At 69.8% G+C, this 16,530-nt stretch carries 15 protein-coding genes and 1 tRNA gene; 7 read left to right on the top strand and 9 right to left on the bottom strand.

Annotated features, from left to right (window positions below; genetic code table 11):
- Nucleotides 1-10 precede the first annotated feature (10 nt).
- The 4 genes from nadD to J2X55_RS09450 all read left to right on the top strand — a co-directional run bounded on the left by nadD (nt 11) and on the right by J2X55_RS09450 (nt 3,380).
- Nucleotides 11-607: a nicotinate-nucleotide adenylyltransferase gene (gene nadD / locus J2X55_RS09465; protein ID WP_056231161.1), complete on the top strand. Its 597-nt coding sequence runs from the start codon at nt 11-13 to the stop codon at nt 605-607.
- Nucleotides 604-1,665 carry a hypothetical protein gene (locus J2X55_RS09460; RefSeq protein WP_309823080.1) on the top strand — a complete coding sequence of 354 codons (1,062 nt, stop codon included), beginning with the start codon at nt 604-606 and terminating at the stop codon, nt 1,663-1,665. Before nadD ends, J2X55_RS09460 begins: the two co-directional genes overlap by 4 nt.
- Complete coding sequence (rsfS, locus tag J2X55_RS09455; protein WP_056231168.1) at nt 1,662-2,042, top strand: ribosome silencing factor; 381 nt, start codon at nt 1,662-1,664, stop codon at nt 2,040-2,042. The genes J2X55_RS09460 and rsfS overlap by 4 nt, the downstream gene beginning before the upstream one ends.
- 90 nt (nt 2,043-2,132) lie before the next feature.
- Complete coding sequence (locus tag J2X55_RS09450; protein ID WP_309823079.1) at nt 2,133-3,380, top strand: LCP family protein; 1,248 nt, start codon at nt 2,133-2,135, stop codon at nt 3,378-3,380.
- A gap of 6 nt (nt 3,381-3,386) precedes the next feature.
- On the opposite strand, the gene J2X55_RS09445 is transcribed toward J2X55_RS09450, so the two are convergent.
- Genes J2X55_RS09445 through J2X55_RS09435 form a run of 3 tightly spaced genes read right to left on the bottom strand, consistent with a single transcriptional unit; the run spans nt 3,387 to nt 6,357 of the window.
- Nucleotides 3,387-4,319: a TAXI family TRAP transporter solute-binding subunit gene (locus tag J2X55_RS09445; protein ID WP_309823077.1), complete on the bottom strand. Its 933-nt coding sequence runs from the start codon at nt 4,317-4,319 to the stop codon at nt 3,387-3,389.
- The gene (locus J2X55_RS09440; protein WP_309823076.1) at nt 4,316-5,704 is read right to left on the bottom strand and encodes a HAMP domain-containing sensor histidine kinase; all 1,389 of its coding nucleotides are present in this window, start codon (nt 5,702-5,704) and stop codon (nt 4,316-4,318) included. The genes J2X55_RS09445 and J2X55_RS09440 overlap by 4 nt, the downstream gene beginning before the upstream one ends.
- Nucleotides 5,701-6,357, bottom strand: coding sequence for a response regulator transcription factor (locus J2X55_RS09435; RefSeq protein ID WP_309823074.1), 657 nt, complete (start codon nt 6,355-6,357; stop codon nt 5,701-5,703). Before J2X55_RS09435 ends, J2X55_RS09440 begins: the two co-directional genes overlap by 4 nt.
- A gap of 181 nt (nt 6,358-6,538) precedes the next feature.
- Here J2X55_RS09435 and J2X55_RS09430 point away from each other — a divergent pair, with 181 nt between their 5' ends.
- Nucleotides 6,539-7,903: an MFS transporter gene (locus J2X55_RS09430; protein ID WP_309823072.1), complete on the top strand. Its 1,365-nt coding sequence runs from the start codon at nt 6,539-6,541 to the stop codon at nt 7,901-7,903.
- Between the two features lie 287 nt (nt 7,904-8,190).
- On the opposite strand, the gene J2X55_RS09425 is transcribed toward J2X55_RS09430, so the two are convergent.
- The 5 genes from J2X55_RS09425 to J2X55_RS09405 all read right to left on the bottom strand — a co-directional run bounded on the left by J2X55_RS09425 (nt 8,191) and on the right by J2X55_RS09405 (nt 11,800).
- Nucleotides 8,191-8,266: transfer RNA gene (locus J2X55_RS09425), tRNA-Ala, on the bottom strand.
- A gap of 40 nt (nt 8,267-8,306) precedes the next feature.
- The gene (locus tag J2X55_RS09420; RefSeq protein ID WP_309823071.1) at nt 8,307-9,215 is read right to left on the bottom strand and encodes a 3-methyladenine DNA glycosylase; all 909 of its coding nucleotides are present in this window, start codon (nt 9,213-9,215) and stop codon (nt 8,307-8,309) included.
- Nucleotides 9,212-9,922: an SOS response-associated peptidase gene (locus J2X55_RS09415; protein ID WP_309823069.1), complete on the bottom strand. Its 711-nt coding sequence runs from the start codon at nt 9,920-9,922 to the stop codon at nt 9,212-9,214. The genes J2X55_RS09420 and J2X55_RS09415 overlap by 4 nt, the downstream gene beginning before the upstream one ends.
- A gap of 160 nt (nt 9,923-10,082) precedes the next feature.
- A complete protein-coding gene (locus J2X55_RS09410) occupies nt 10,083-11,114 on the bottom strand; it encodes an App1 family protein (RefSeq protein ID WP_115918126.1) in 1,032 nt (343 codons plus the stop codon).
- A 5-nt stretch (nt 11,115-11,119) separates the two neighbouring features.
- Complete coding sequence (locus J2X55_RS09405) at nt 11,120-11,800, bottom strand: DedA family protein (protein ID WP_115918128.1); 681 nt, start codon at nt 11,798-11,800, stop codon at nt 11,120-11,122.
- Nucleotides 11,801-11,842: 42 nt separating this feature from the next.
- On the opposite strand from J2X55_RS09405, the gene J2X55_RS09400 reads away from it, so the two are divergent.
- A complete protein-coding gene (locus J2X55_RS09400; RefSeq protein WP_309823068.1) occupies nt 11,843-13,081 on the top strand; it encodes an anthranilate synthase component I family protein in 1,239 nt (412 codons plus the stop codon).
- Nucleotides 13,082-13,146: 65 nt separating this feature from the next.
- Nucleotides 13,147-15,720, top strand: a complete 2,574-nt coding sequence (gene leuS, locus J2X55_RS09395; protein ID WP_309823067.1) for a leucine--tRNA ligase — start codon at nt 13,147-13,149, stop codon at nt 15,718-15,720.
- A gap of 174 nt (nt 15,721-15,894) precedes the next feature.
- Here leuS and J2X55_RS09390 read toward each other — a convergent pair whose 3' ends face one another.
- Nucleotides 15,895-16,392, bottom strand: a complete 498-nt coding sequence (locus J2X55_RS09390) for a DUF2087 domain-containing protein (RefSeq protein ID WP_309823066.1) — start codon at nt 16,390-16,392, stop codon at nt 15,895-15,897.
- Between the last annotated feature and the right edge of the window lie 138 nt (nt 16,393-16,530).

Raw genomic sequence — 16,530 nt, 5'->3', positions numbered from 1 at the left:
GGCCTGCCGTATGTCGGTGACGCGCGCCCCTCGCATCGGGGTCATGGGTGGGACGTTCGATCCCATCCATCACGGTCACCTGGTCGCGGCGAGCGAGGTCGCCCAGTCGTTCGACCTCGACGAGGTCGTCTTCGTGCCGACGGGTCGCCCGTGGCAGAAAGACGACGTCACCGAGAGCGAGCACCGGTACCTCATGACGGTGATCGCCACGGCATCCAATCCGCAGTTCACCGTGAGCCGCGTCGACATCGATCGCGCGGGGCCCACGTACACGATCGACACCCTGCGCGACCTGCAAGAGCAGCGCCCCGGTGCGGAGTTGTTCTTCATCACCGGCGCCGATGCGGTCGCACAGATCCTCAGTTGGCGTAACCATCAGGAGCTGTGGGACCTCGCGCATTTCGTCGCGGTCTCGCGCCCGGGGCATGTCCTCACGACCGAGGGCCTCCCGTCCCAGAACGTGAGTCAGCTGGAGATCCCCGCCCTGTCGATCTCGTCCACAGACTGCCGCGCCCGTGTGCGCCGAGGACACCCCGTGTGGTACCTCGTGCCCGACGGCGTCGTGCAGTACATCGCGAAGCACCACCTCTACCGGAGCACAGCATGAGCACTCCCGAGAACCCCGAGACTCCCGCGCTGACCCGTCGTCAGCTGCGCGAGCTCCGCCAGACCGGCGCGACGCCCATCATCGTTCCGCAGCCCGAGGGCGAGACCCCGGACACCGCGGCCGCGACCGCCGAGGCGCCCGTCGTCGATCGCGTGCCCGAGGCAGCGGAGCCCACGGTCGATGAACCCTCCGCCGAAGAAGCACCGTCCGAGCCCGCGCCGGAGCACGAGCCCGCCGTGACCGCGGAGCCCGCGCCGGTCGCCGTGCGCAACGAGCCCTTCGCTCCCGCGCTTCGTCCCGACTCGCTCGACGGCCCGTTCGGCGATGGCGACTTCGGTGTCACCGGCCTCACTCGCCGCCAGGTCCGCGCGCAAGAGAAGATCCGCACGGCTGCGGTGCCGGTGATCAGCTCCGACCTCGAGTCGCCGATGCCCCGCCAGAACGCGGCCCCTGCCCCGCAAGCCGAGGCCGAGGCCGCTCAACCCGCCATCTTCCGTCCCGCGGCGCCCGACACCGCGGAGAGCCCGGTCGCCGCCGAAGCTGCTCCCGGCGCCTCGGTCGTCAATCCCGCGCTCGGGTCCGAGCTGCTCGACGGCGCGACGCCCGAGGTCACCCTTCCCGACTCGTTCGACCAGCTGCTCTCCCGCAACGCGGCCGCCAGCGGCGCGGTATCGACCCCCAACGCGCTGATCCTGTCGCAGACCTCCGCGGGCGTGCCGCTGGTCGGCCCCGTCACCGCGACCGGCGAGGTCATGATCACGGGGACCTTCGAACTTCCCCAGGGCCTGGGCTCGGTCGGTCACGCACCCGGCACCACCGACGGCCGCGACGCCGACGCGGTGCTTCTCGACGGCGAGCTGCCGCCCGCCTCGTCCCCCACCCCGATCGCGGCCAGCGCCGCGATCAGCACGGTCAAGCAGCCCGGCGAGATCATCCGCCCCCCGGCGCCCGAGAAGGGGAGCAAGCTCCTCATCGGGCTCATCATCACGACCGGTGCTCTCTTCCTGGCGGTGGCCGTCACCCTCGGCCTCGCCTTCACGACAGGAGTCTTCCGATGACAGCCACCGACAACGGTCGCGAGATGGCGCAGATCGCCGCCCTCGCCGCCGACGCGAAGGGCGGCGACGACATCGTCGCCCTCGACGTCTCCGAGCCCCTTCCGCTCGTCGACATCTTCCTCCTCGTCACCGGTCGCAACGAGCGCAACGTCGCCGCGATCGCCGACGAGGTCGAAGAGAAGCTGCTCGAGCACGGTCACAAGCGCGTTCGTCGCGAGGGGCGTCAGGAGTCCCGTTGGGTCCTGCTCGACTTCGGCGACCTGGTCGTGCACGTCTTCCACGAGGAAGAGCGCGTGTACTACGGCCTCGAGCGACTGTGGAAGGACTGCCCGGTCGTTCCGATCGAGCTGCCCACGCCGGCCAACGCCACCGACTGACGCGCCTCGCGTCGACGCCCTCTGCTTCTCGGCAGGGGGCGTTCTCGTTCGTACGCCGGATTCATAGCCGAGGTGGCTCATGCTGGGGCGGTGTCACCGACCTCGCACCGTGTCCGCCGCAACCGTCGCCGGCTTCTCCTCATCGTCGCCGCTGCAGTCACCACGGCCGTGGTGGGCACCGTGGCCTTCGTCGCCGTCAATCTCGCCGGGGCAGCCAACGGCATCCATCATTCCGATGCCGTCCTGCCCACGGCCGCCCCCGGCGTGGCCCAGGACGAGGGGGAGCAGAACATCCTCATCATGGGACTGGACAGTCGCGTGGACGAGGACGGCAAGCCGTACCCGCAGGAGATCTACGACGCGATCCACGCGGAGGACGCCTCCGTGGGCGGGTACAACACGAACGTGCTGATGTACGTGCACATCCCCGCCGGCGGTGGGCAGGCGGTCGCCGTGTCGATCCCGCGCGACGACTACGTCGACTACGCCGGCGCTCCGGGGGGAACCAAGAAGGGCAAGATCAAAGAGGCGTACGGCCGGGCTTTCGCCGCGAAGAACGACGAGCTCCGTGCGGCGGGCGTCTCTGAGGACGAGGCGTATCAGCAGGCCCGCGACGCCGCCCGCACCGAGGAGATGCAGACCGTGTCGCAGTTCCTCGGCGGTGTACCGATCGACCACTTCGTCGAGGTGACGATGGCGGCGTTCTACCGCGTCGCCCAGGCCGTGCAGCCGATCTCGGTCTGCCTCAATCACGCGACGGCCGACACGTACTCCGGTGCGGACTTCGCGGAGGGGCCGCAGCAGATCGACGCGTCGCAGGCGATGGCTTTCGTGCGTCAGCGACGCGACACCGAGTACCGCAACGTCTTCCTCACCGACCTCGACCGCACGCGCCGCCAGCAGGCGTTCCTGGTGTCGCTCGCGTTGAAGCTCCGCGACGCGCAGACGTTCACCGATTTCGGACGCATGCAGGACCTCCTCGACACGGCGAAGCAGTACGTGGCCGTCGACAAGGGCTTCGACCTGCTCAGCCTCGCGTCGACCGCACAGCGCCTCGCCGGGGGAGACGCGACGTTCCAGACCCTGCCGGTCGAGCGCTTCGGCACGATCGATGGCGAGAGCGTGAACATCGTCGATCAGAAGGCCATCGCCTCCCAGGTCAGCGCGCTGCTGCACCCGGCCCCCGCCTCGACCCCGGATGCCGGGTCGGATGCCACCCCGTCACCGGCCGATGACTCCGCGACGCCGGCGCCGTCGGCGTCACCCAGCCCGACCTCGTCGGTCTACACCGACTCCCAGCAGCCGATGCGCGCGGGTTCGGTGCCCTGCGTGAACTGAGGCCGCTCAGCCGTACCGCTCGCGATACCGGAGCTCGGCGGCCGGGTGCAGGGAGATGGGCGAGGTGTCGATGAGACTCGCCGGCGTCAGATATTGGATGCCGAGGGCATCGGGCGCAACGAGGTCCGGGGCGTCGTCGATGAGGGCGTCGACGAGAGCGCGGGCGAGGGAATCGGCGAGGTCGGCGCGCGCGAGCAGGAGGTTCGCAACGCCGATCGTGGAGACGGCCCTGGAGGCGCCGTAGACGCCGGAAGGAATCGTCGTGGCGGCGTACACGTCGGGGAACCGTGCGCTGAGCGGCGCGAGAGCGGGGGTCGTGTCGATCACCGAGACCGGGACCTGCTCGGCGAGGGTGGCGATCTGCGGGGTCGGCACACCGCCGGACCAGAAGAACGCGTCGATCCGTCCCGCGGCGAGATCGTCGACGGCACCGCGGAACGTGCGTTCCACCGTCCAGGGCCCCGCGTCGCTCGACGGGTCGAGTCCGCAGGCGTCGAGCACTCGTCTCGCGGTGGCCGCAGCGCCGGATCCGGGGGCGCCGAGCGACACGGTGCGACCCGCCAGATCGGCGAGCTGCGAGATCCCCGCGTCCGCGCGCACGATGCACTGCAGGTAATTCTGGTAGACGCGTCCGATCGCGACGATGCCGTCGGCGGCACCCGCTGCCGAATCCACCAGCGAGAGCCCGAGGTCCACGCGGCGCTCTCGCAGAAGGCGGAGGTTATCGATGCTGCCCTCGCTCTGCAGCGGCGAGACCGAGACCGCGGTCGACGACGCGGTCGCGGCCGCGAGCAGTTGACCGAACTCGAGGTAACTGCCGCCCGGCTCGCCGCAGCCGAGGACGAGAGGCGTCGAGGTGGGCGAGGAGCACGCGGCGAGCGAGAGTGCACCGGCACCCGCGACGACCGAGAAGAACGCGCGTCGGGTCAGAACCGTCACCGCCGCCTCCACTCGAGCCGTGCGCCGAGACCGCCCAGGGTCGAGCGCTCGAGGTGCAGGGTGCCCCCAGCCGCCCGCATCAACTCCGCGACGATCGCCAGGCCCAGGCCGGTCCCCGGCGTCGACCGGTGGGTGCCCGCGCGCCAGAACCGGGTGCCCATGCTCTCGAGGTCGGCGTCGGCGAGGTACGCGCCCGAATCGTCGACTCGCAGTGTCACGCCCTCGCCGGTGTCGTACAGGGCCAGACGCACGCGGGCTCCGCGCCCCGCGTAGTTGGCGGCGTTGTCGAGCAGCACCTGCACCATCTCTTCGAGGTCCGCTCGGCCGCACGGCACGGAGACGACCGTGTCGTCCGCGTCCTCCAGCGTCACGCCCGCCTCGTCGAGCCGCCACCGGTGCACATCCCCGAGCTCGGATGCCGACACCCGGCACTCGCGCTCCGCCCCCTCCTCCCGCGCGGCGTCGTACCCCTGCCGCGAGGCCGAGGCCCGGTGCTCGGCATTCGCGAGCGTCAGCATGCGTTCGACGGTGTGCTCCAGCCGATCGAGGTCGTGGTCGACAGCGGCGAGGTCGTCAGCGGCATCCGGATCCCGGGGAAGCGAGTCCACGCGCAAGCGGATGGCGGCCAGGGGAGTGCGCAACTGGTGCGACGCGTCGGCCACGAAGCCGCGCTGCTGCTCGAGCGTGTTCTCGACCTCGTCGGTCATGGTCGTGAAGGCCCGACTGAGGCGGCGGAGCTCGGGCGGCCCGGTCGGACGAAGGAGAACGGGCTCGCGGTGGGCGGTGAGCGCCGCGACCGCGGAGTCGAGAGCGCGTACCGGACGCAGGATCCACCGCGTCCACAGCAACGAGGCCCCCATGAGCGCGGCGAGCAGGAGGAAGCCGACGACCGCCACGAGCGCCCACGCCGTACCGACGTCGGCCTTCGCGCGCGCGAGGTCGACCTCGAGCACCACCACACCGGTGGACAGATCGCCCGCGGCGATGACGGGGACGGCGACCAGCGCGGTGTCCGGCGCCCACGGGGTGACGCGCGGAAGAGACACCTGCGGGATCGCCCGCGATGCCGCCCCCGCGATGGAGCGCACATCGACGTCGGGCGACAGCCCCCCGGCCGAGGCCACCGCGTCACCGCTCTCGTCCAGCACGAGCACCGCCTCGCCGTACACCGCGTAGAAGCGGTCGACGTAGGCCTGCAGGCTCGACGTCCCACCCTGAACGAGAGCCGTTCGCGCGCGCTGCACGACTTGGTCGAGCGACGCCTGGCGTTGCAGGGCGACCTGCTGCGTCCGTGAGTCGGCTATCGACTGGGCGACGGGGATGAGCACCGCGATCACGGCGATGAGCCCGAAGACCAGCAACGGGAGCAGGACGCGCAGCTTCACGCGGCATCCTCGAGGCGGTATCCGAACCCGCGGACCGTCGTGATCGTGATCTCGGGGAGCTTCTGCCGCACCTGGCCCATGTGCACGTCGAACGATCGCGACGACGCCGCGTAGGCGTCGCCCCACACCTCGTCGAGGATGACCCGGCGACTCACGACGGTCCCCGCGCGACGGGCGAGGGACAACAGGATGCCGAATTCGTTGGGCGTGAGCGACACCTCACGGTCCGCGACACGGACGCGGCGGGCATCGACGTCGATCGACACCTGAGAGGTCTCCACGCGCATCGGCTCCTCGCGCGGACTGTACCGGCGCGTGACGGCGATCAGGCGAGCGAGCAGCTCGTGCAGGCGCACCGGCTTGACGAGGTAGTCGTCGGCGCCGAGCGACAGAGCGCGGACCGTGGAACGTTCGTCCCCTCGAGCGGTGACCACGATGACGGGGAGCTGGCTGACCTCGCGCAGGTCGCGCAGCACGTCGAGACCGTCACGATCCTCCAGACCCAGGTCGAGCAGGACGGCCTGGACCTCCCGGTGGCGCAAGAGGACGTCGCTCCCTCGCGAGACCCGGGTGCACGTGTGACCGGCGCGGCTCAGGGCCGAGACGAGGGCCGCGGCGACGGAGCCGTCGTCCTCGGCGACGAGTACGTGCATGCTCCATCGTAGGCACAGGCGCTGCGGCGCTGCGGCCATCGAATGTAAGGCCCGTGTAAGGATCCCGCACCGGGCCTCACCGTGCCGCCAACATGGCCCGTACGTCTCGTCACCGCTGCCGAAGGCGTTCTTCCTCGGCGGTGACGAGACGACCATCGTCCCTCGACCGATCGGATTCCTCATGTCAACGACGACGACGATCCCCACGAGTCTGCGGCGTTCGATCTCGAACACCCTCAAAGGCTCCGCCGGCAACCTCGTGGAGTGGTACGACGTCTACGTCTACTCCGTTTTCGCGGTGTACTTCGAGTCGCAGTTCTTCAGCTCCGACGACAAGAACTCGACCATCTACGTCTGGGCGATCTTCGCCGTCACCTTCCTCATGCGGCCGATCGGCTCGTGGTTCTTCGGGCGCTTCGCCGATCGGTACGGGCGCCGCTTGTCACTGACCGTGTCGGTGTCGCTCATGGCGTTCTGCTCGCTCATCATCGCGTTCGCTCCCACTGCCGAGGCGATCGGGGTCGGGGCCGTGGTGATCCTCGTGTTCGCGCGCCTCCTGCAGGGGTTCGCTACCGGCGGCGAGTACGGCACGAGTGCCACGTACATGTCCGAGGCGGCCATGCCCGGACGTCGCGGGTTCTTGTCGTCGTTCCACTACGTGACGCTCGTCGGCGGGCACGTCCTCGCTCAGACCACCCTGCTGATCATGGTGCTGACCCTCGACGAAGAGGCCATCACGGCGTGGGGCTGGCGCGTCGCCTTCGCCATCGGTGGTGTCGCCGCCGTGGCCGTGTTCTGGATGCGCCGCACGATGGACGAGTCGCTCGAGAAGCACGTGCTGGACGACAACAAGGCGGGCCGTACGAAGGACTCCGGTTCGATGCGCGACCTCGTCGTGAACAACTGGCGGCCTCTTCTGCTGTGCTTCGCCATCACCGCCGGCGGCACGGTCGCGTTCTACACGTACTCGGTCACCGGGCCGAACATCGTCAAGACCGCCTTCTCGGGCGGAGACGTCGTCACCGGCACCGTGATCAACCTCATCGCCCTGACGGCCCTGATGCTCATGCAGCCCCTCGGCGGCTGGTTGAGCGACAAGGTCGGCCGCAAGTCGCTCCTGGTGTTCTTCGGCGTCGGCGGAGTGCTCTACACCTGGTTCCTCATCACCATGCTTCCCCAGCAGACCAACGAGCTCGCCGCCTTCGCGATCCTTCTCGGTGGCTTCGTCATCCTCACCGGGTACACCTCCATCAACGCGCTCGTGAAGGCGCAGCTGTTCCCGACGCACGTGCGCGCCCTCGGCGTCGGCCTGGGCTATGCCCTCGCCAACTCGCTGTTCGGCGGCACCGCACCGCTGCTGTACGCCGGGGCGCAGTCGACCGAGCAGGTGCCGCTGTTCATCGTGTACGTGACGGTCATCATCGCGGCCTCGCTCGCGGTGTACATCTTCGCCCTGCGCAACAAGGCGCCGAACTGGCTCGACGACGAACTCGTGATGCGCGAGGCGCAGCAGCAGAGGTCGCGCGAGACGGTGTCGGCCCGCTGAGACCGTGGCGAGGGCGCCTTCTCCGCGAGGGGAGGCGCCCTCGCCACGCGGGGCACGGTCGTCCGCGCGTGCGCCGGGTCGCGGCATCCGGGACTGAGACGTGTCCTTCGTGAACCGCGTCGCGCCGCTCACCCGACGCGCCGAAATCGGATCGCGTCACCAGAATCGGATGCCGCGTCCCCTCGCATCCGATATGGATGCGAACATCCGATTCCGGTGCGTAGCGGCGGGTGGTGAAACGATCCCTGAACGACGAAAGCCCCCGCCGAAGCGGAGGCTTTCTCTCGTGGTGGACCTGAGGGGACTCGAACCCCTGACCCCCTGCATGCCATGCAGGTGCGCTACCAGCTGCGCCACAGGCCCATTTTTTGTTTTCCGCCCCGTTTGAGGCAACTCCATGAGCTTACAACACAGATCGCAAGGGCAAGAAATCGGCGCGGCCGGGCGTGTCGTCGGAGGCCCCCACCGCACGCAGGACAGCCCGCCGCAGCTCCTGGCCGCGTGCGCTCAGCGTGCGCTGTCGCGCGACGTACTCGCTCTTACCCTGGGGCGTCTCGATGGCGACCGGCGCGTAGCCCCACGCGGTGAGGTCGTAGGGAGAGGCCTGCATGTCGAGCGTGCGGATGTCGCGTGCGAACTCGAAAGCGTCGAGGAGCAGGTGACCGGGAACCAGCGGTCCGAGCTTCACGGCCCACTTGTAGACATCCATGCCCGCGTGCAGGCACCCGGGCTGCTCGCGCGCGGCCTGGTCCTCGCGGCGGAGCGGCGTGCGGTTGAGCGACGCGGCCTCGGGCGTGAAGAACCGGAAGGCGTCGAAGTGCGTGCACGTGAGGTCGTGAGCGTCGACGACCGCGTCGGTGCCGTCGCGTCCGAGACGCAGGGGAACGGCGTGGCGCACCTCATCGGCGCGATAGGCCATGGCCCACTCGTGCAGACCGAAACATCCGAACCGGGCGGGTCGATCGAGCGTCGCCCGCAGCAGGGTGACGATGCCGCGGTACATCGACCCCTTCTCGGCGCGGAAGCGCTCGGCATCCACCTCGGCTCCGGCGCCCTCGGATCGATACCACCGCCACCCGGCGCGTTCTTCGGCCTGTTTGAGCAGTACGCCCGCACCGGGGTGCCATCGGCGCAGAATCGCGGGCTTGTAGGAGTAGTAGGTGAAGAGGAAGTCCTCGACCGGATGCTTCTGCGCACGGCTCGCGCGAGCGCGGTGATCGGCCGTGAGCGCGTCGGCACGCACGGCATGCGCCTCGGCGGCGCCCGTCCACTCTTCGCGCGTCAGGACGCCGCGGGTGGCGAGGAGGCTCACTCGACCGGCTCGATGAGCTCGGGGGAGTCGTTGCGCACGTTCCCCACCGCGGACGACACGACGTGATCCTCGAGGGTCTCGGCCATGTCGGGGGCGGCGTCGATGGCCGCGTCGAGGATGTCGCCGACGTTCTCTGTCGTGGGGTCGAGCCACGCGTCGGCGAAATCGGGGTCCATGAACAGCGGCATGCGGTCGTGGATCGACCCCAGCCGACCGATCGCGTCCCGCGTGAGGATCGTGCAGCTCAGCACCCACCGAGCCGGGTCGTCGTCGGCGAGGGCGGGGTTCTTCCACCATTCGTACAACCCCGCGAAGAACAAGGGGGAGCCGTCTGCGGGGTGGATGTAGTGGGGCGTCTTGCCTTCGTCGGTGGTCTTCCACTCGTAGTACCCGGATGCCGGGATCACGGCGCGTCGCTTGATGAGGGCGTTGCGGAACATGGGCTTGTCTTCGACCTCTTCGCTGCGCGCGTTGAACGCCCGCGCGCCGACCTTGACGTCTTTCGCCCAACCGGGGATGAGGCCCCACCGCGCCACCTCGAGCCGGCGCACCGGCGGCTCGCTCTTGATCGAGTCGAGCACGATCCCCACCTGCGAGGTGGGAGCGATGTTGTACGAGGGCGCCGGCAGTTCGTCGGCCTCGACGTCGACGCGCAGCACCCCCACGAGCTCGGAGGCCACGTTGGCTACGACGAATCGACCGCACATGCTTCCACCGTACGCGCCACCCCCGACATCGGGTCGCCCGCGACACCTCCGCGCTCACCGTTCACGATCCGCACGACCTCGGCCCGGACACACCGGATGCCATCGACCTCGCCCAGATCGTCGAGGTCACGTGAGACGCCGCGCGCCGCGGCATCCGGGATCAGGCGTCGTTCGAGATGACGCCGGTGCTGCGCAGTCGGTCGAGAAGACCCGCTCCGTCGGACTCGGTCACCCACGGCACCTCGGCCGCGGAGTGGTCGTCGACCACGGTGCGGCCACCGGCGAGCACGGCTTCGGCGGGAAGGAGCTTGCGAATCGCCACGGCGGCGACGTTCTCCGGGTGCTCGATGGCGAAGCCGGTGTAGATCGCGTCGTCGTGCTGCCCGTCGTCACCGACCAGCAGCCACTTGACCTGCGGGAACTCCGCGGCGAGGCGACGCAGATTCTGCTCCTTGTGCTCTCGCCCGCTGCGGAACCAGCGATCGTGCGTCGGGCCCCAGTCGGTGAGCAGGAACGATCCGGCCGGGAACAGGTGCCGACGCATGAAACGCGTGAGCGTCGGTGCGACGTTCCACGCTCCGGTCGAGAGGTAGATGACCGGGGTGCCCGCGTGCTCCCGCGTCAGGCGCTCGAGCATCACGGCCATGCCGGGGACGGGCTGGCGCGCGTGCTCGTCGACGACGAAGGAGTTCCAGGCGGCGAGCAGGGGACGGGGGAGCAGCGTGACCATCACCGTGTCGTCGATGTCGCTGACGACGCCGAACCGCACGTCGGAGCCCACGATGAAGACGCGGGTCTCAGCCGGCTCGCTGCCCTCGACCGACATCGTGATCGTCTGCCAGCCGGGGGAGAGGGTCGCGGGAAGCTTCGCATCGATCACTCCGCCGCGGTCCGCGACGACGCGGTGCGTGACCCCGTCGATGACGACATCGACCTGAGCGAAGCCGACGGGAACGGCGGCGAAGCTGCGCCATCCGCGAAGACTCGCGAACTCGCCCGTGGAGGTGCGCTTCAGCGGTGGCGCGATCAGCACACGGCCCAGGACCCGCACCCACTCCTGGCTGCCGTAGCCCGGAAAACCGGTGACGGCGGGGCGAAGGCCGCGCGAGCGTGCGCGACGTTCGCGCCACCGGTGGAAGCGGCGCTCGAGTCGGGCGAACCAGAGCACTTTGGCGCGAGGGGAACGAGGCATCCCGCTCAGTCTTTCACGTCACCGTCCGCCGGTTCGAGAGGGGCGGCCTCGTCGGCGAGGTGGCGTCGCTCCATGCGCTCGATGATCTTCTTGCCGACGAAGACGAGCACGAGGAAGACCACCAGGATGCCGACGAAGATGTATCCCGCGTAGTGGATGCGGTCGGAGAGCTCGCGGTAGGTACCCGCGGCCGACGCCGCCACCGTGACGTACAGGCTCGCCCACACGAGGCACGCGGGCGTCGTCCACGCGAGGAACCGGCGGTAGCTGTAGCCGCTCATCCCCACCGTCAAGGGGACGAGGGAGTGCAGCACGGGGAGGAATCGCGACAGGAAGATCGCGGGCCCGCCGCGGCGGCGCAGGTACCGATCGGCGCGCTCCCAGTTGCGGTCGCCGAGCTTCTGCCCGAGGCGCGAGGCTCGGATGCGCGGGCCGAAGTAGCGGCCCAGCCAGAAGCCGAAGCTCTCGCCGATCAAGGCCCCGACCACGATCGCCGCGGCCAGCACGACCCCCTCGAGCGGGGAGGCGACCGCGGTTCCGGCGACGATCACCATCGTGTCGCCCGGAACGATGAGTCCCACGAGCACGCTCGTCTCGAGCATCATGGCCACGCCCGCGACGACGGTGCGCAGAACCGGGTCGACATCGCGGACCAGGTCGAGCAGTGACGTGAGAATCTCGTTCACCTCCGTCAGCCTAGGCCCGCCGCGCCGCCCTAGCCTGGGAGCGTGCCCACCTCCACCCCGCCGCTCACCCTCGCGCGGTGGATCGACCCCGAGGCGGTGTTCCTCCACCTCTTCGCGGCCGAGGGCGACGCGTTCTGGCTCGACGCCGGTCGCGACGCTTCGTCGGGCTGGAGCTGGATGGGCGCGGGACGCCTCGACGCGAACTCCGAAGCCCTCCGACGGGATGCCGCGGCCCCCGCGCACGCCGGGAGTGACGCCGGTCCGTTCCGCGGCGGATGGGTCGGATGGCGCTCCTACGAGGGTCACGATCGCTGGTTACGCGTCGACGCGTTCCTCGCGTTCGACCACGCGCGTCGCCGTGTGCACGTCTTCGGTGACGCGGAGCTCGCCGCGCGCGCGGCCGCGGCCCCACCGGTGGAGGCCCCGGCTCCGGCAGTGCCCCGGGGCACGGCATCCGCCCGGGTGAGTCCCGAGCGCTACGCCGAACTGATCGAAGCGTGCCGGGAGCGGATCCGCGAGGGCGATGCCTATCAGCTGTGTCTCACCACGCGCTTCACGGTCCCCGGCGAGGTCGACGCGGTCGACGTGTTCCGCCGGCTCCGGCACGCCTCCGCCTCGCACCACGCGGGGTTCGTCCGCATCGGCGGGACGACGCTGGTGAGCGCGTCTCCCGAGCGGTTCCTCGAGGTGCGCGGCGGCCGCGTGCACACCCACCCCATCAAGGGAACGCGTCCGCGCTCGGCCGATCCCGTTCGCGATCGCGCCCTCGCCGACGAGCTGCGGGCTGATGCCAAGGAGCAGGCCGAGAACGTCATGATCGTCGACCTGATGCGCAACGACCTGTCGCGCGTCTGCGAACCGTCGACGGTCGGGGTCGACCGACTGCTCGACGTGGAGACGTATCCGACCGTGCACCAGCTGGTGAGCGAGGTGTCGGGCCGGCTGCTCCCCGGCACGACGATCGGCAGGCTGCTCGAGGCCGCTTTCCCGGCGGGCAGCATGACGGGAGCGCCCAAGCAGTCCGCGATGCAGATCCTCGCCGTTTTCGAGGGGGCCGAGCGCGGCATCTACTCCGGCGCTTTCGGGTGGATCGGCGACGACGGGTCGGCGGATCTCGCAATGGTCATCCGCAGCGTCGTCGTCGAGCGGGATGCTGCCTGGGTCGGTGCCGGCGGAGGGATCACGTGGCGCTCGGTCGCGGCATCCGAGGTCGCCGAGGTGGGGATCAAAGCGCGCGCGCCCCTCGCCGCCCTCGGAGCCCGGGTACCGCCCGGGTGGTGACGGCGGGTCCGATAGCCTGGGAGTTGGTCCCCGCGGCCTCCCGACCTTCACGATTGGCTTCACCCGTGTCTCAGAACTCCGCAGCAGACCCCCGCGAGGGGGGCTTCGACACCCACGCCATCCAGGCGAAGTGGCAGCAGGCTTGGGCCGAGAAAGACCCGTTCCGCGCCGGGGGCGATGACGACACGCGCCCCCGCAAGTACGTGCTCGCGATGTTCCCGTACCCCTCGGGCGACCTGCACATGGGTCACGCAGAGAACTACCTCTACTCCGACATCGTGGCGCGGTTCTGGCGCCACCGCGGCTACAACGTGCTCAACCCCATCGGGTGGGACTCGTTCGGCCTGCCCGCCGAGAACGCCGCCATCAAGCGCGGCGCCGACCCCGTCGAGTGGACCTACGCCAACATCGCGCAGCAGAAGGCGAGCCTGAAGGACTACGGCGTCTCGTTCGACTGGAGCCGGGTGCTCCACACGAGCGACCCCGAGTACTACCGCTGGAACCAGTGGCTGTTCCAGAAGCTCTACGAGAAGGGCCTGGCGTACCGCAAGGACGCCCTGGTCAACTGGGACCCGGTGGATCAGACCGTGCTCGCCAACGAGCAGGTGCTGCCCGACGGCACGTCCGAGCGCAGCGGCGCGGTCGTCGTCAAGAAGAAGCTGACGCAGTGGTTCCTGCGCATCACCGACTACGCCGACCGTCTGCTCGACGACTTGAACCAGCTCGAGGGCTTCTGGCCGAGCAAGGTCATCCAGATGCAGCGCAACTGGATCGGCCGCTCCGTCGGCGCCGACATCTCGTTCGAGATCGAGGGTCGCGACGAGAAGATCACGGTCTTCTCGACCCGTCCCGACACGCTGCACGGGGCGACGTTCTTCGTCGTGGCGCCCGAGTCCGACCTCGCGGCCGAGCTCGCGGCATCCGCTGATCAGGGTGTGCGCGAGACGTTCGAGGCGTACCTGTCGCAGGTCCAGCGCGCGACCGACATCGAACGTCAGGCGACGGACCGGCCCAAGACCGGCGTGTTCCTGGGGCACTATGCGATCAACCCGATCAACGGCGAGAAGCTGCCGATCTGGGCCGCCGACTACGTGCTGGCCGACTACGGTCACGGTGCGGTCATGGCCGTGCCCGCGCACGACCAGCGCGACCTCGACTTCGCCCGCGCCTTCGACCTGCCCGTCAAGGTCGTCGTCGACACCACGGCGCCCATCACCGGCGCCATTCCCGTGATCGAACTCGACGATGACGGCGTGCCGATCGACCCGCTCGGCGACATCGACGACCTCGACCCGGTCAAGACGGGCATCGCGCTGACCGGTGACGGTCGCATGATGAACTCGGGGTCGCTGAACGGTCTGTCCAAGCGCCACGCGATCGCGCGCATGATCGAGGAGCTCGAGGCGAGGGGGGTCGGCCGCGCCGCCAAGACCTACCGCCTGCGCGACTGGCTGATCTCGCGCCAGCGCTACTGGGGCACGCCCATCCCGATGCTGCACGGTGAGGACGGCTCGATCACGCCCGTGCCCGCCGACCAGCTGCCGGTGACGCTGCCCTCGGTCGAGGGTCTCGACCTGAAGCCGAAGGGCACCTCGCCGCTCGGCGCGGCCACCGACTGGGTCGAGGTCACCGACCCCGAGACGGGCCAGACGCTGCTGCGCGACCCCGACACGATGGACACCTTCGTCGACAGCTCCTGGTACTACCTGCGCTTCCTGTCGCCGAACAGCGAGACCGAGGCGTTCTCGGGTCGCGAGGCCAACAAGTGGGGCCCCGTCGACTTCTACATCGGCGGTGTCGAGCACGCGATCCTGCACCTGCTGTACGCGCGCTTCATCACCAAGGCGCTGTTCGACATGGGTCTGGTGGAGTTCACCGAGCCGTTCTCGAGCCTCATCAACCAGGGCATGGTCATCCTCGACGGCACGAAGATGTCGAAGAGCAAGGGCAACCTCGTGCTGTTCCAGGAGGAGCTCGACGCCCACGGTGCCGACGCGCTGCGCGTCGCGCTCGCCTTCGCGGGCCCCGTGGAAGACGACAAGGACTGGAACGACGTCTCGACCACGGGTGCGGCGAAGTTCCTCGCCCGCGCCCTGCGCATCGCGCACGACGTCGACAGCGAGACCGACGTGGTCTGGGCCGAGGGCGATGCCTCGCTCCGCCGTGTCACGCACCGCCTGCTGGCGGATGCCGCGAACCTCATCGAGCAGACGAAGTTCAACGTCGTCGTCGCCCGCCTGATGGAGCTGGTCAACGCCACCCGCAAGGCCATCGACGGGAAGGCCGGCGCGAGCGACCCCGCCGTCCGCGAGGCGGCCGAGGTCATCGCGATGACCCTCGACCTCTTCGCCCCGCACACCGCGGAAGAGATGTGGGCGACCCTCGGCTACGACGGCTTCGTGGGGCTCGCGACCTGGCGTCAGGCCGACCCGACGCTGCTCGTCGAAGACACGGTCACCGCGGTCGTGCAGATCGACGGCAAGGTGCGCGGCACGCTCGAGGTCTCGGCCAAGATCGGCGCCGAGGAGCTCGAGGCCCTCGCCCGCGGCGACGAGCGCATCGTCCGCGCCCTGGGCGAGCGCGAGATCGTGCGCGCGGTGGTGCGCCCGCCGAAGGTGGTCAGCTTCTCGACGAAGTAGGTTCCTGTTCCGGATGCCACGTCCCCGGCGCTCTGCGGAGTGCGGGGGACGTGGCATCCGGCATAGGGGGAGGGCCGCCTGGCGCGTGTATCGCCGCTGGGCGGGTGACCGCCTGTGGCACGTGCTGATCCCGTGAGTCACGCTCGTTCGCGAGGAGCGGTGCTCTCGGATCGCTCACCGGGCGCGGGAGTAGACCGTGCCGTCTCGCGCGCGGTGCAGGAGACCCGCGTCGACGAGGTAGCGGCGCATCGCAGCGACATCGTCGACGATGTCCGCGAGCCGGTCGTTGACCTCGTGCTCGCTCAGCGTCGCGCCGGGTGTCAGCAACCGCTCTGCGATGTGCGCGTGGACCTCGTCGCGGTCGGCGATGCGGGAGGGGTAGGTCGCGAGGCGGCCGTCGACGAAGAAGCGGTCGACACCCGTCGGGCGGGGTGCGGGAGGCGCGGCGGCGAAGGCCGCGCGGAAGACGTCGGGCTCGATGCGCCACGCCTCACCGTCGAACGAGACGAGGCCGGCCGCCTGCAGGGCCTCGATGACCCGACGGCGTTTGCCCGGCGACAGCGCGTCGAGCGCCGGCTCGATGGGCTGGTTCAGCACGATCCGTGCGTAGATATCGCGCGCGTTGTCGTCGGCGAGGGCGGAGACCAGGGCGCGCCAGGCGTTCGGGGACATCGCTCCAGGCTAGGTGCGGGTCCTCCACACCAGGAGAATTCGTGTGACTCTCCACCGACTGGCGCTCGAACGCCGCGCGGAGGAGGGCCGTTTGTTTAGCGTCGTCGCGTGACCGACCGGCCCCTCTCCGAGACCGCG

This window comes from Microbacterium sp. 1154, from assembly GCF_031455375.1.
GTDB lineage: Bacteria > Actinomycetota > Actinomycetes > Actinomycetales > Microbacteriaceae > Microbacterium.
Note: the sequence above shows the minus strand (reverse complement) of the source record. Positions and strands in the feature narration are given on the sequence as shown.

Coding starts and splice junctions, on each gene's coding strand:
- J2X55_RS09460 (WP_309823080.1), top strand. CDS start 604: ATGAGCACTCCCGAGAACCCCGAGACTCCCGCGCTGACCCGTCGTCAG.
- rsfS (WP_056231168.1), top strand. CDS start 1,662: ATGACAGCCACCGACAACGGTCGCGAGATGGCGCAGATCGCCGCCCTC.
- nadD (WP_056231161.1), top strand. CDS start 11: ATGTCGGTGACGCGCGCCCCTCGCATCGGGGTCATGGGTGGGACGTTC.
- J2X55_RS09415 (WP_309823069.1), bottom strand. CDS start 9,922: ATGTGCGGTCGATTCGTCGTAGCCAACGTGGCCTCCGAGCTCGTGGGG.
- J2X55_RS09390 (WP_309823066.1), bottom strand. CDS start 16,392: ATGTCCCCGAACGCCTGGCGCGCCCTGGTCTCCGCCCTCGCCGACGAC.
- J2X55_RS09435 (WP_309823074.1), bottom strand. CDS start 6,357: ATGCACGTACTCGTCGCCGAGGACGACGGCTCCGTCGCCGCGGCCCTC.
- J2X55_RS09410 (WP_115918126.1), bottom strand. CDS start 11,114: ATGCCTCGTTCCCCTCGCGCCAAAGTGCTCTGGTTCGCCCGACTCGAG.
- J2X55_RS09430 (WP_309823072.1), top strand. CDS start 6,539: ATGTCAACGACGACGACGATCCCCACGAGTCTGCGGCGTTCGATCTCG.